Annotated in this window: 12 protein-coding genes; 2 read left to right on the top strand and 10 right to left on the bottom strand. The window is 58.0% G+C overall.

The window, feature by feature from the left end; all coding sequences use genetic code 11:
• Positions 1-4 precede the first annotated feature (4 nt).
• Positions 5-2,587 carry a leucine--tRNA ligase gene (gene leuS, locus RTP97_RS02900; RefSeq protein WP_312410699.1) on the bottom strand — a complete coding sequence of 861 codons (2,583 nt, stop codon included), beginning with the start codon at positions 2,585-2,587 and terminating at the stop codon, positions 5-7.
• A gap of 236 nt (positions 2,588-2,823) precedes the next feature.
• Here leuS and RTP97_RS02895 point away from each other — a divergent pair, with 236 nt between their 5' ends.
• On the top strand, positions 2,824-3,306 hold the full coding sequence (locus RTP97_RS02895) for a zinc ribbon-containing protein (protein ID WP_103819865.1): 483 nt from the start codon (positions 2,824-2,826) through the stop codon (positions 3,304-3,306).
• Between the two features lie 141 nt (positions 3,307-3,447).
• On the opposite strand, the gene RTP97_RS02890 is transcribed toward RTP97_RS02895, so the two are convergent.
• The 9 genes from RTP97_RS02890 to miaB all read right to left on the bottom strand — a co-directional run bounded on the left by RTP97_RS02890 (position 3,448) and on the right by miaB (position 12,626).
• Positions 3,448-4,173, bottom strand: coding sequence for an amino acid ABC transporter ATP-binding protein (locus tag RTP97_RS02890; RefSeq protein WP_042392048.1), 726 nt, complete (start codon positions 4,171-4,173; stop codon positions 3,448-3,450).
• Complete coding sequence (gltK, locus tag RTP97_RS02885; protein ID WP_042392050.1) at positions 4,173-4,847, bottom strand: glutamate/aspartate ABC transporter permease GltK; 675 nt, start codon at positions 4,845-4,847, stop codon at positions 4,173-4,175. The genes RTP97_RS02890 and gltK overlap by 1 nt, the downstream gene beginning before the upstream one ends.
• Before the next feature lie 2 nt (positions 4,848-4,849).
• Entirely contained in the window at positions 4,850-5,590 is a 741-nt protein-coding gene (gene gltJ / locus RTP97_RS02880) for a glutamate/aspartate ABC transporter permease GltJ (protein WP_103819863.1), read from the bottom strand.
• A 175-nt stretch (positions 5,591-5,765) separates the two neighbouring features.
• Complete coding sequence (locus RTP97_RS02875; RefSeq protein ID WP_312211549.1) at positions 5,766-6,677, bottom strand: amino acid ABC transporter substrate-binding protein; 912 nt, start codon at positions 6,675-6,677, stop codon at positions 5,766-5,768.
• A gap of 382 nt (positions 6,678-7,059) precedes the next feature.
• Complete coding sequence (gene lnt, locus RTP97_RS02870) at positions 7,060-8,598, bottom strand: apolipoprotein N-acyltransferase (RefSeq protein ID WP_312410696.1); 1,539 nt, start codon at positions 8,596-8,598, stop codon at positions 7,060-7,062.
• Between the two features lie 22 nt (positions 8,599-8,620).
• Positions 8,621-9,502, bottom strand: a complete 882-nt coding sequence (corC, locus tag RTP97_RS02865; RefSeq protein WP_312227277.1) for a CNNM family magnesium/cobalt transport protein CorC — start codon at positions 9,500-9,502, stop codon at positions 8,621-8,623.
• An 87-nt stretch (positions 9,503-9,589) separates the two neighbouring features.
• Positions 9,590-10,057, bottom strand: a complete 468-nt coding sequence (gene ybeY / locus RTP97_RS02860) for an rRNA maturation RNase YbeY (RefSeq protein ID WP_312410694.1) — start codon at positions 10,055-10,057, stop codon at positions 9,590-9,592.
• Complete coding sequence (locus RTP97_RS02855; RefSeq protein WP_312410692.1) at positions 10,054-11,106, bottom strand: PhoH family protein; 1,053 nt, start codon at positions 11,104-11,106, stop codon at positions 10,054-10,056. Before RTP97_RS02855 ends, ybeY begins: the two co-directional genes overlap by 4 nt.
• 95 nt (positions 11,107-11,201) lie before the next feature.
• Positions 11,202-12,626, bottom strand: a complete 1,425-nt coding sequence (gene miaB, locus RTP97_RS02850; RefSeq protein WP_312410690.1) for a tRNA (N6-isopentenyl adenosine(37)-C2)-methylthiotransferase MiaB — start codon at positions 12,624-12,626, stop codon at positions 11,202-11,204.
• A gap of 140 nt (positions 12,627-12,766) precedes the next feature.
• On the opposite strand from miaB, the gene ubiF reads away from it, so the two are divergent.
• The gene (gene ubiF / locus RTP97_RS02845) at positions 12,767-13,942 is read left to right on the top strand and encodes a 3-demethoxyubiquinol 3-hydroxylase (RefSeq protein WP_312410688.1); all 1,176 of its coding nucleotides are present in this window, start codon (positions 12,767-12,769) and stop codon (positions 13,940-13,942) included.
• Positions 13,943-13,975: the final 33 nt, after the last annotated feature.

The raw sequence follows: 13,975 nt of genomic DNA, 5'->3' as shown, positions 1-13,975 counted from the left end.
GCGCTTAGCCAACGACCAGATTGAGCAGCTTACCTGCAACGTAAATCACTTTACGTACGGTAACGCCATCAAGATATTTTGCTACCAGCGGCTCCTGAGCCGCACGTTCGCGAACCTGCTCTTCGCTGGCATCGACCGGCACGGTGATTTTACCGCGTACTTTACCGTTCACCTGGACGACAACCAGGGTGGTGTTCTCGACCATCGCCTGCTCATCCGCTACCGGCCACGGCGCGTTGTCGATATCGCCTTCGCCTTTCAGCTCCTGCCAGAGGGTAAAGCAGGCATGCGGGGTGAACGGGTTGAGCATACGCACTACCGCCAGCAGCGCTTCCTGCATCAGGGCGCGATCCTGCTCGCCTGCCAGCGGCGCTTTCGCCAGCTTGTTCATCAGCTCCATGATCGCCGCAATGGCGGTGTTGAAGGTCTGACGGCGACCAATATCATCGGTTACTTTGGCAATGGTTTTATGCACGTCACGGCGCAGCGCCTGTTGATCTTCGCTCAGCGCGGCAACGTCCAGCGCCGGAGCATCGCCCTGGGAGGTGTGCTCGTAGACCAGCTTCCAGACGCGCTTCAGGAAGCGGTTTGCCCCTTCAACGCCGGACTCCTGCCACTCGAGGGTCATATCCGCCGGCGAGGCGAACATCATAAACAGACGCACGGTATCCGCGCCGTAGCGCTCTACCATCTCCTGAGGATCGATGCCGTTGTTCTTCGACTTGGACATCTTGCTCATGCCGGTATAGACCAGCTCATGACCCGCCGCGTCCTGCGCTTTCACGATGCGGCCTTTCTCATCGCGCTCGACGATGGCCTCTTTCGGCGAAACCCAGTTACGCTCGCCGTTTGCGCCCACATAGTAGAAGGCATCCGCCAGCACCATGCCCTGGCAGAGCAGCTGCTTCGCAGGCTCATCAGAGTTCACCATGCCTGCATCACGCATCAGCTTATGGAAGAAGCGGAAGTAGAGCAGGTGCATAATGGCGTGTTCGATCCCGCCGATGTAGATATCTACCGGCAGCCAGTAGTTGGCGGCGTTCGGATCCAGCATCCCCTCGTTGTACTGCGGGCAGGTGTAGCGCGCATAGTACCAGGAGGACTCCATAAAGGTGTCGAAGGTGTCGGTTTCACGCAGCGCAGGCTGGCCATTCACGGTGGTTTTTGCCCACTCGGGATCGGCTTTGATCGGGCTGGTGATGCCGTCCATGACCACATCTTCCGGCAGGATCACCGGCAGCTGGTCTTCCGGCGTCGGCAGCACGGTGCCGTCTTCCAGGGTCACCATTGGGATTGGCGCGCCCCAGTAGCGCTGACGGGAGACGCCCCAGTCGCGCAGGCGGTAGTTGATCTTACGCTCGCCAACGCCGTTAGCGGCCAGCTTGTCGGCAATGGCGTTAAACGCGGCCTCAAAGTTCAGACCGTCAAACTCGCCGGAGTTAAACAGCACGCCTTTTTCAGTCAGCGCCTGGGCGCTGAGATCCGGCTCGGTGCCGTCGGCTGCAAGGATAACCGGCTTGATCTCTAAACCATATTTCGTCGCAAACTCGTAGTCGCGCTGGTCGTGGCCCGGAACGGCCATCACTGCGCCGGTGCCGTACTCCATCAGCACGAAGTTCGCTGCCCAGACCGGGATCGCTTCGCCGGTCAGCGGGTGAATAGCACGCACGCCGGTGTCGACGCCTTTCTTCTCCATGGTCGCCATGTCTGCTTCGGCAACCTTGGTGTTGCGGCATTCGGCAATGAAGTCGCCCAGCGCCGGGTTATAGGCCGCCGCCTGGGTGCTCAGCGGGTGGCCCGCGGCAACCGCCAGGTAGGTGACGCCCATAAAGGTGTCTGGACGGGTGGTGTAGACGGTCAGCTTGTCGTCGCTGTTCTCAACGTCGAAGGTGATCTCCACGCCTTCAGAGCGGCCGATCCAGTTGCGCTGCATGGTTTTAACGGTGTCCGGCCACTGATCCATATGATCCAGATCGTTCAGCAGCTCGTCAGCGTAGGCGGTGATTTTGATAAACCACTGCGGGATCTCTTTACGCTCAACCTTGGTGTCGCAGCGCCAGCAGCAGCCGTCGATCACCTGCTCGTTAGCCAGCACGGTCTGGTCATTCGGGCACCAGTTCACCGCCGAAGTCTTTTTATAGACCAGGCCTTTCTTATACAGCTCGGTAAAGAACTTCTGCTCCCAGCGGTAGTATTCCGGGGTGCAGGTTGCCAGCTCGCGGCTCCAGTCATAGCCAAAGCCCAGCATCTTGAGCTGGTTTTTCATGTAGTTGATGTTGTCGTAGGTCCACGGGGCAGGCGCGGTGTTGTTCTTCACCGCCGCACCTTCAGCCGGCAGGCCGAATGCATCCCAGCCGATAGGCTGCAGTACGTTTTTACCCAGCATGCGCTGATAGCGGGAGATCACATCGCCGATGGTGTAGTTACGCACGTGGCCCATGTGTAGCCGGCCAGAAGGATAGGGAAGCATAGAGAGGCAGTAATACTTCTCTTTGCTCTCATCTTCAGTGACTTCAAATGTGCGCTTCTCTTCCCAGTGAAGCTGGACTTTGGATTCTATCTCTTCCGGGCGGTATTGCTCTTGCATGGCAGCCAGTGGTCCTGTTTTCAATACAGCTACAAGCGTAGCATTAAGATGTGGTGTGTAAGATCCGCATAGCATAGCCCAAACGCCAGTCTCAAAACAGCCTTTCGCGCTGACGGGGGTGAAAAGGGCTGGCGGGCATTATTGCACGAATTTACACAGGCTGTGCCCAGGGTAGCAAAGCGGTGGGGAAATAAGGTCTATTATTAGAAGACGTTACCCAGCCCGGAGGCGAAAGGATGAACAAGGTTGCTCAATATTATCGTGAACAGGTTGCAACGCTGACCGAGCGTCTGCGCAGCGGCGATCGGGATATCGATGCGCTGGTAGAGCAGGCGCGGCTGCGCGTCACCCAGACGGGCGAGTTAACGCCGACCGAGGTCGAGGAGCTGACGCGCGCCCTGCGTCGCGATCTCGAAGAGTTTGCCCGCAGCTATAACGAGAGCCAGGGGGAGGTGACCGACAGCGTCTTTATGCGGGTGATCAAAGAGAGCCTGTGGCAGGAGCTAGCGGATATTACCGATAAAACCCAGCTAGAGTGGCGCGAGGTGTTTCAGGATCTGAACCATCACGGGGTCTACCACAGCGGCGAAGTCGTCGGGCTGGGAAACCTGGTCTGTGAAAAGTGCCACTATCACCTGGCGGTCTACACCCCGGATGCGCTGCCGCTCTGTCCGAAGTGCGGCCATGACCAGTTCCAGCGTCGACCGTTTGAGCCGTAATGCGAGTTGTAACGCCCGGTAGGCACGGTGCCAGGTGTAGGCCCGGTAAGCGTAGCGCCACCGGGCGTTTATTGGCTGATGTTATGCCGGGCGGCACTGCGTTTGCCCGGCCTACAAATAGCGGCGGTACCCGATACTGGCCTAGTGCAGGATCTTGGCGAGGAAATCTTTCGCGCGTTCGGATTTCGGATTAGCGAAGAAATCCTCCTTGGCGGAGTCCTCAACGATTTTCCCCTCGTCCATAAAGATCACCCGTGTCGCCACCTTGCGCGCAAAGCCCATCTCGTGCGTGACCACCATCATGGTCATCCCCTCCTGCGCCAGCTCCACCATGACGTCCAGCACCTCGTTGATCATCTCGGGATCGAGGGCAGAAGTCGGTTCGTCAAACAGCATCGCCACCGGATCCATGCAGAGGGCGCGGGCAATGGCCACGCGCTGCTGCTGGCCGCCGGAGAGCTGGGCCGGGAACTTATCGGCATGGGCGGAAAGCCCGACGCGCTCCAGCAGCTTGAGACCTTTCTCCCGCGCCGCCGCCTTGTTGCGCTTTAGCACCTTCACCTGGGCGAGGGTCAGGTTTTCGATAATCGACAGGTGTGGGAAGAGTTCAAAGTGCTGAAACACCATTCCAACGTGGGAGCGTAGCTCGGCAAGATTGGTTTTCTTATCGGTCACTTTGGTGCCGTTTACCAAAATTTCACCCTGCTGCACCGGCTCCAGGCCGTTAACGGTTTTAATCAGCGTGGATTTACCGGAGCCGGACGGCCCGCAGACTACCACCACTTCACCCTTTTTCACTTCCGTGGAGCAGTCGGTCAGCACCTGAAAGTGACCATACCATTTTGAAACGTTTTTCAGGGAAATCATTAAACTGTCCTTTTCTTCAGATAGCTGACCAACAGTGAAGCACTGAGACTAATTGCAAAATAGACCACGCCGGCAAAGAGGATCATCTCCACCTGAGTACCATCACGCTCACCGATGGTGGAGGCGGTACGGAAGAAGTCTGCCAGGCTGAGCACGTACACCAGCGAGGTATCCTGGAACAGGACGATCCCCTGGGTGAGCAGCAGCGGCACCATGGCGCGGAAGGCCTGCGGCAGGATGATAAGCTTCATCGACTGCCAGTGGGTCATGCCGAGAGCCAGCGCCGCGCTGGACTGCCCGCGCGAGATGCTCTGAATACCGGCGCGGATAATCTCTGAGTAGTAGGCCGCTTCAAACATCGAGAAGGCCACCATCGCTGAGATCAGGCGGATATCGGTAGTCGGTGACAGGCCGAGCACGTTTTGCAGCAGCCCCGGCACAATCAGATAGAACCACAGCAGCACCATTACCAGCGGAATAGAGCGGAACACGTTGACGTAGGCAGTGGCGAACCAGGCGAGCGGCTTAAAGCTCGACAGGCGCAGCACCGCCAGAATGGTGCCCCAGACGATGCCGACCAGCACCGCGGTAATAGTAATTTTCAGGGTGATGACCAGCCCGTCCAGCAGGTAGGGCATCGCCGGGAGAATGGAACTCCAGTCAAATTCGTACATCGTTATTTGCTCCCCATATTGCCCGGCAGGCGAACTTTACGTTCCACCAGATTCATCACCAGCATAATGAAGGCGTTAATCAGCACGTAGGCGAGGGTGATCGCGGTAAAGGATTCCCAGGCGTGGGCGGAGTAGTCCAGCAGCTTGCCCGCCTGCGCGGCCATATCCACCAGCCCGATGGTCGAGGCGATGGCGGAGTTTTTCACCAGGTTCATCATCTCGGAGGTCATCGGCGGCACAATCACGCGGTAGGCGTTTGGCAGCAGCACATAGCGATAGGTCTGCGGCAGCGTCAGCCCCATCGCCAGACCGGCGTTCTTTTGCCCGCGCGGCAGCGACTGAATGGCCGCCCGCACCTGCTCACAGACGCGCGCCGCGGTAAACAGCCCGAGGCAGATCATCGACGAGAGGAAGAACTGAATATTCGGGTCGAGTTCCGCCTTGAACCACATGCCGAGATCTTCCGGCAGCAGCTCAGGCACCACCAGATACCAGGTAAAGAACTGCACGATCAGCGGAACGTTACGGAACAGCTCAACGTAGAGGGTACCGATCCCGGAGAGGAAACGGTTGGGCACGGTGCGGAGAATACCGAACAGCGAGCCGACAAGAAATGCGATGATCCAGGCGGTAATCGATAGCGCGACCGTGACCTGAAAACCGCTCCACAGCCAGCCTAAATAGGTGGTGTTGCCGAACGGGGCCTGTTGCAGGAAAATACCCCAGTTCCAGTCTATTGACATACATGTACCTCAGAAAAAAAAGGGTAGCAGCGCTACCCTCGAAGATTGGTGAGAAGCTTTACGCACCTTTTTATGCGTAAGCGTCGCGCCGGATGGGGGAACGACCCTCCAGCGTCTAGTCTGTCCGTGCTTCCCGTCAATCGAGAGGGCAGGAAAACCCGCCCTGTGTTTCTAGTTAGTTAAGTGCTTTATCATTCGGCGTTTTGAACAGGGTCTGCATCTCGTCAGAGAGCTCGAAGTTCATGTTCAGGTTTTTCGGTGGAATTGGGTTCTTAAACCACTTATCAAACCATTTCGCCGCTTCGCCGGAGGTCTGCGCCTGGGCGATAGTGTCATCCATCAGCTTTTTGAACTGCGGATCGTCTTTACGCAGCATACAGCCATAGGCTTCTTCAGACTGCGGCTTGCCAACGATCTCCCAGTTGTCTGGCTTCTTCGCCTTCGCACGTTCACCCGCCAGCAGGGCGTCATCCATCATAAAGGCCACCGCGCGCCCGCTCTCCAGGGTACGGAAGGAGTCGCCGTGATCTTTCGCGCTGATGATGCGCATATCCATCTTCTGCTCGTCGTTGAGCTTGTGCAGCAGCACCTCAGAGGTGGTACCGGAGGTGACCACCACCGCTTTGCCTTTCAGGTCCGGGAAGTCTTTAATGTCGCCGCCTTTTTTCGCCAGCAGGCGGGTGCCGACCACGAAGATAGTGTTAGAGAAGGCAGCCTGCTTCTGGCGCTCGAGGTTGTTGGTAGTAGAGCCGCACTCGAAATCAAAAGTACCGTTCTGCAACAGCGGAATACGGTTCTGTGAAGTGATCGGGATCAGCTTGACCTGCAGATCGGGTTTATTCAGCTGTTTTTTAACGGCTTCAACGATCGCGTTGGAGTAGTCCTGTGAGTAGCCGACGACTTTCTGCTGGTTGTCATAGTAAGAGAACGGGACGGAAGACTCACGGTGGCCGACCACGATCACGCCGTTTTTGGCAATTTTATCGAGCGTGCTGCCGGCTGCCGGCGCTGCTGCATCTTCGGCATGTGCCAGACCGGCGCTCATTCCCACTAACAGCATTGCCGCGGTCAGTTTACGTAATTGCATATCCAACTCCTTCATCATCAGCGCCAGGGACGCATTGATACCCAGTGTGTGTTTGTGTTGTTATATCCTGCAGCACAAGCATGCAGTGTTATGCGTGTTTGTTAACATTTAGTGTGGCTTGGTGTAAACATTTTGCTGCTTTATTGTTTAGTTTTGCGAAGCGCACCGCACCATTTCGAGGCAGAAAATGCCGATTGCACCTTTTTAGTGCTTCATGCGTTCACTGCTGGTGCACCGTTATGGCGCATCGGCAACGATCCGCAGCTGCCTGATATTATTAAGCAATTGCTGTGCCAGGTTGGCGATGGAAGGAGGGGATTGCCGGATGGCGGCTGCGCCTTACCCGGCCTACAAAATCGGGCCGGGTAAGGAGGGAGGATGGCTATTTACGACGCTGACGCAGGCTCATAATTACCGCGCCAAAGCCGAACAGCGCGGTAAGGATCCACAGCGGCCAGCTGCCGGTACGGGCGTACGGCGTCAGGCCGGTGGTCGGCGTCACCCTGGTGGTCAATACCTGACGGGTGAACTGCGGCAGCATCGCCTGAATCTCACCCTGCGGACCAATCACCGCAGTAATGCCGTTATTGGTGCTGCGCAGCAGCGGACGCGCCAGCTCCAGGGAGCGCATCCGCGCCATCTGGAAGTGCTGCCACGGGCCGATGGACTTACCGAACCATGCATCGTTGGAGATGGTCAGCAGGAAGTCGGTGTTCGGGCGGAAGTTATCCCGCACCTGCTCACCGAGGATGATCTCATAGCAGATGGCCGGGGTCAGCTCAAAGCCATGGGCCGAGAGCTGCGGCTGCACATAGGGGCCGCGGCTGAACGAGGACATCGGCAGATCAAAGAACGGGGCCAGCGGACGCAGAATAGACTCCAGCGGCACGAACTCGCCAAACGGCACCAGATGGTTTTTGTTGTAGCGATTCGTGGAGTTGTAGCTATACGCGCTCTCTTTACCCAGCGTAATGATGGTGTTGTAGGTGTCGTAGCGGTTCTGCTTGTTCAGGCGTGCGTCAACGATGCCGGTGATCAGCGTTGTGTCCTTCGCCCGCAGCAGATCGTCCATCGTGCTTAAGAAGCGCTGCTGGTTGATCTCCAAATCCGGAATGGCCGACTCCGGCCAGATAATCAGCTGCGACTTGCCCATCTCCCGCTCGGTAGCGTCGAGATAGATATTCAGCGTATTGACCAGCTGTCCCTCATCCCACTTCAGGGACTGGGGAATATTGCCCTGCACCAGAGAGACCTGGGTAGTGCGCTCCGTCACCGGCGTAAACCACTGGATATAGCGCAGCGGGAAGGGGAGGGCAAAGAGCACCACCGCTACCGCCAGGGTGCGCCAGCTGCGGTGAACCACCGCCAGCACCAGCAGGCCGCTGACCATCATCAGCAGGAAGTTGATCGCCTCGACGCCCATCACCGGGGCCAGCCCCTTCAGCGGGCCATCAATCTGGCTGTAGCCAAACTGCAGCCACGGGAAGCCGGTCAGCACCCAGCCGCGCAGGAATTCGGTGAGCTGCCAGACCACCGGCGCAGCGATGGCCATGCGGATAACGTTAGTACGCGGCCAGAGGCGGGAGAGGATCCCGGCGAACAGGCCGGTATAGAGCGACAGATAAGCCGCCAGCAGCACCACGAGAAAGACGTTGACCGGCCCTGGCATGCCGCCAAACTGGGCGATGCTGACGTAGACCCAGTTAATGCCGGTGCCAAAGAGGCCGAATCCCCATGCGTAGCCAATCGCCGCCGCCTGGAGCGAGCGACGATTAAGCGTCAGCCCCTGCAGGCCGATAAGAGAGATAAGCGCGGCGGGCCAGAAGTCATAAGGAGAAAAAGCCAGCGTTCCGCTGGCTCCGAATAACAGCGCCAGCAGCAAACGTACGCGCTGACGCTCAAGCAGTGAGGCAAATACCATTTACATTACTCGTCCAGGTGGATTACTCGTCCAGTTTAGGCTGCGCTGCGTCTTCTGGCATTTTTACGTGAACCTGAATAATACGACGGCTGTCGGCCATGGCGACCTTGAACTGGTAACCATCGATATCGATCGCTTCGCCCCGCGCTGGCAGATGACCAAAGGCCTGCATCACCAGCCCGCCGATGGTATCCACCTCTTCATCGCTGAAGTGGGTCCCAAAGGACTCATTGAAGTCTTCAATGGAGGCCAGGGCGCGTACCGTCCAGGTGTGACGGCTCAGCTGGCGGAAATCGATATCTTCCTCTTCGTCGTACTCATCTTCAATTTCGCCGACGATAAGCTCAAGAATATCTTCGATGGTCACGAGGCCCGAGACGCCGCCAAACTCATCAATAACGATCGCCATATGGTAGCGCTGTGAGCGGAACTCTTTCAGCATCCGGTCGACCCGTTTGCTCTCCGGAACGACAACCGCCGGACGAAGCACTTTTTCCATGCTGAAGGCTTCGGCATCGCTGCGCATAAAGGGCAGCAGATCCTTGGCCATCAAAATCCCTTCGATATGGTCCTTATCTTCGCTGATCACCGGGAAGCGGGAGTGGGCGGACTCGATAATGACATCGAGGCACTCATCCAGCGTCTGATTACGTTTCAGGGTGATCATCTGCGAGCGGGGGATCATGATGTCGCGAACGCGCTGGTCGGCAATATCCATCACCCCTTCCAGCATGTCGCGCGTATCTTCATCGATAAGCTCGTTCTGCCCGGAGTCACGGATCAGCGCCAGAAGTTCGTCACGGTTCTTTGGTTCGCCGTGAAAGAGCTGGCTCAGTAAGAGGGAGAAGAATCCCTTTTTGCTGCTGTTAAGGGGGTCGCTACTGTGTGAATTGTCGTCGCTCATGGCGTCGTATGGGTTCTCATGTTAATAAATGTGTTGTCCGGCGCGTAAACGCAGCGCCAGACGGCTCAGGGGCAGCCGGGCTACCGGCTACTCCTTCTCGGCAATGTACGGATCCTCATAGCCCAGAGCAAGCATTATCTCTGTTTCCAGGCTCTCCATCTCTTCGGCCTCGTCATCTTCAATATGATCGTAGCCCAGCAGATGCAGACTGCCATGCACCACCATGTGCGCCCAGTGCGCCTCCAGCGGTTTTCCCTGCTCTTTCGCCTCCTGCTCTACTACCTGGCGGCAGATAATCAGGTCGCCAAGCAGCGGCAGTTCAATACCCGGCGGGGCCTCAAACGGGAACGAGAGCACGTTGGTGGGCTTGTCCTTGCCGCGATAGGTCAGATTAAGCTCGTGGCTCTCCGCCTCATCTACGAGGCGGATCGTCACTTCGGACTCCTCCTGAAACTGCGGGATAACCGCGTTCAGCCAGCCCTGAAACTGTGCTTCGTCTGGCAGGCCGCTCGCGTCATCACACGCCAGCTGTAAATCGAGGATTACCGAACTCATTTCTGCTCATGCTCCTGATGCTGGGCTTCGCGCTTACGCTCGGCGGCCAGCTCGGCTTTACGTTTCTGCTCTGTCTCTTCCCACGCCTCATAGGCGGTCACGATGCGGGCAACCACCGGGTGGCGTACCACGTCTTCGCTGTGGAAGAAGTTAAAGCTAATTTCATCGACCTCTGCCAGCACTTCAATAGCGTGGCGCAGGCCGGACTTGGTGCTGCGCGGCAGGTCGACCTGGGTGATATCCCCGGTGATCACCGCTTTCGAGTTAAAGCCGATACGCGTCAGGAACATCTTCATCTGTTCGATGGTGGTGTTCTGGCTCTCATCGAGAATGATAAAGGCGTCGTTGAGCGTGCGGCCGCGCATGTAGGCCAGCGGCGCAACTTCAATCACGTTACGCTCCATCAGCTTCTCGACCTTCTCGAAGCCCAGCATCTCAAACAGAGCGTCGTAGAGCGGACGCAGATAGGGGTCAACCTTCTGGCTCAGATCGCCTGGCAGGAAGCCGAGCTTCTCCCCGGCCTCTACCGCCGGACGGGTAAGCAGAATACGGCGAATGTCCTGACGCTCCAGCGCATCCACTGCGGCGGCCACGGCGAGGTAGGTTTTCCCTGTCCCGGCCGGCCCAACGCCGAAGGTGATGTCATGATCGAGAATATTGGCAATATACTGCGCCTGGTTTGGCGTACGCGGTTTGATAACCCCGCGCTTGGTTTTGATATTGACCGCTTTGCCGTACTCCGGCACGCTCTCGGCGCTCTGCTCAAGCACGCGGGCTTCTTTGATTGCCAGATGGATCTGCTCGGGTTCAATATCCTGGGTTTGGCCGCGCATCGGGGCGGTATCAACATAGAGGCTGCGCAGAATATCGGCGGCGGCGTTCACGCTAATCGTACGTCCGGTGAGTTTAAAGTGGCTATCACGGCGGTTAATTTCGATGCCCAGTCGACGTTCAAGCTGTTTGATGTTGTCGTCAAACGGGCCGCATAAACTCAGCAGACGGGCATTGTCAGCTGGTTCAAGGGTGATTTCACGGGTTTCAGTATTCAATCGATTCCTCTTTTACCTGACTGGCCGGATGGAATAGGGATATGGGGGCGATGGGCGGAAAAAACAAGGCCTGCCGGAGGAGCAGGCCGGGGGGATCAGGGCTGGTAGAGACCGACGCCCAGTTCGTTCTCTTTACGGGTGCGGGCAATGACCGATTCCGGCGTTTCGGTTACGCGCAGGCCCATCTCCGCTTCAGTGCGCACAACGTTACCGCGCAATGAATTAGTATAGACATCGGTGATCTCAACGTCCACGAACTTGCCGATCATGTCAGGCGTACCCTCGAAGTTTACCACGCGGTTGTTCTCGGTACGGCCGGACAGCTCCATAATGCTCTTGCGGGAGGTGCCTTCCACCAGGATGCGCTGGGTGGTGCCGATCATTCTGCGGCTCCAGGCCATCGCCTGCTGGTTGATGCGCTCCTGCAGAATGTAGAGACGCTGCTTCTTATCCGCTTCCGGCACGTCATCGACCATATCCGCGGCTGGGGTGCCTGGACGGGCAGAGAAGATAAAGCTGAAGCTCACATCGAAGTTGACCTCGGCAATCAACTTCATGGTCTGCTCGAAGTCCTGGGTGGTTTCACCCGGGAAGCCAACGATAAAGTCGGAGCTGATCTGGATATCCGGACGCGCCGCGCGCAGCTTGCGGATAATCGCTTTGTACTCTAGCGCGGTATGGGTCCGGCCCATCAGGTTCAGGACGCGATCCGCGCCGCTCTGTACCGGCAGGTGCAGGAAGCTCACCAGCTCTGGCGTATCGCGGTAGACCTCAATGATATCGTCGGTAAACTCAATCGGGTGGCTGGTGGTAAAGCGGATGCGGTCGATACCGTCGATGGCGGCCACCAGGCGCAGCAGCTCGGCAAACGAGCCGGTAGTACCGTCGTAGTTCTCACCGCGCCAGGCGTTAACGTTCTGGCCCAGCAGGTTAACTTCACGCACGCCCTGCGCCGCCAGCTGGGCGATCTCAAACAGGATGTCGTCGCACGGACGGCTGACCTCTTCACCACGGGTATAGGGCACCACGCAGTAGGTACAGTATTTATTGCAGCCTTCCATGATAGAGACGAAGGCGGTCGGGCCGTCGGCACGCGGCTCCGGCAGGCGGTCAAACTTTTCGATTTCCGGGAAGCTGATATCGACAATCGGGCTGCGGTTACCGCGCACGGAGTTGATCATCTCCGGCAGGCGGTGCAGGGTCTGTGGCCCAAACACGATGTCGACGCAGCGGGCGCGCTGGCGAATAAGATCGCCCTCCTGGGAGGCGACGCAGCCGCCGACGCCAATAATCAGATCGGGGTTCTTCTCTTTCAGGAGTTTCCAGCGCCCGAGCAGATGGAACACCTTCTCCTGAGCCTTCTCGCGGATAGAGCAGGTGTTAAGCAGCAGTAAGTCCGCCTCTTCCGCCACGTCGGTCAACTGATAGCCGTGAGTAGCATCCAGCAGATCGGCCATCTTCGATGAATCGTACTCGTTCATCTGACAGCCCCAGGTTTTAATATGGAGTTTTTTGGTCATCGACTTGCTCTATTAAACGCGAGAATTTCAGGCCGCGTATTGTAATCCTTTGGTCGGGCGCTGACCATAGTTCATCTCCCGACCCCATAAAAACGAAAATCCTGTAAACTTAAGGGAATTACAGATAAGGACAATTGACCATGATAAATCAACCAACTGAAGTAGCCGTAGTTGGCGGCGGGATGGTCGGCAGCGCGCTGGCCCTTGGCCTGGCGCAGCATGGTTTTGCGGTCACGGTGATTGAGCAGGCCGCTCCCCCTGCGTTTGACGCCAGTATAGCGCCGGACGTGCGCATTTCTGCGATAAGCACCGCATCTGTGGCACTGCTGCGCGGGCTGGGCGTCTGGGACAGCGTGCTGGCGATGCGCTGCCATCCCTGGCGCAGGCTGGAGACCTGGGAGTGGGAGAACGCCCACGTGGTCTTTGATGCCAGCGATGTTAAGCTGCCGCAGCTGGGCTATATGGTTGAGAATAACGTGCTGCAACGTGCGCTGTGGGAGGCGCTGGAGGCCCATCCGCAGGTGACGCTGCGCGCCCCGGCAATGCTTAAGGCGATGCACGCTCATGGTCATCAGCATGAGCTGGTGTTTGACAATGACGAGACGCTGCTGGCCAGGCTGGTGATTGGCGCAGACGGCGCAAACTCCCAGGTGCGACAGTGGGCGGGAATTGGCGTTCACGCCTGGCAGTATCAGCAGTCCTGTATGCTCATCACCGTTGAGTGTGAGAAGGATCCCGGCGACAGCACCTGGCAGCAGTTTACCCCGCACGGACCGCACGCCTTCCTGCCGCTGTTCGATCGCTGGGCGTCGCTGGTGTGGTACGACACCCCGGCGCGCATTCGCCAGCTGCGCACCCTGACCATGCCGCAGCTGCAAAGAGAGATTGAGAAGTTCTTCCCGGCGCGGCTGGGTAAGGTAACGCCGGTTGCTGCCGGTGCCTTCCCGCTGACCCGCCGCCACGCTTTGCAATATGTGAAGCCGGGGCTGGCGCTGGTGGGTGACGCCGCCCACACGATCCACCCGCTGGCGGGGCAGGGGGTGAACCTTGGCTATCGCGACGTAGATGCGCTGTTGGAGGTGTTAACGACTGCGCGCAGCCAGGGCGAGGAGTGGGCCAGCCAGCGCGTGCTTAAGCGCTACCAGACGCGGCGGATGATGGACAACTATATTATGCAGAGCGGCATGGATCTCTTCTATGCCGGATTTAGCAATAACCTCGGTCCGCTGCGCGTGCTGCGTAACATGGGGCTGATGGCCGCCCAGCGCGCCGGGATGCTGAAAACGCAGGCGCTGAAGTATGCGCTAGGCCTGTAACGATGATGCCGGGGCAACCCGGCACAGCAATCT

Origin of the sequence: Pseudescherichia sp. (assembly GCF_031998825.1) — a bacterium.
Classification (GTDB): Bacteria; Pseudomonadota; Gammaproteobacteria; order Enterobacterales; family Enterobacteriaceae; genus Pseudescherichia.
This window is presented reverse-complemented; position numbering and strand designations above follow the sequence as displayed.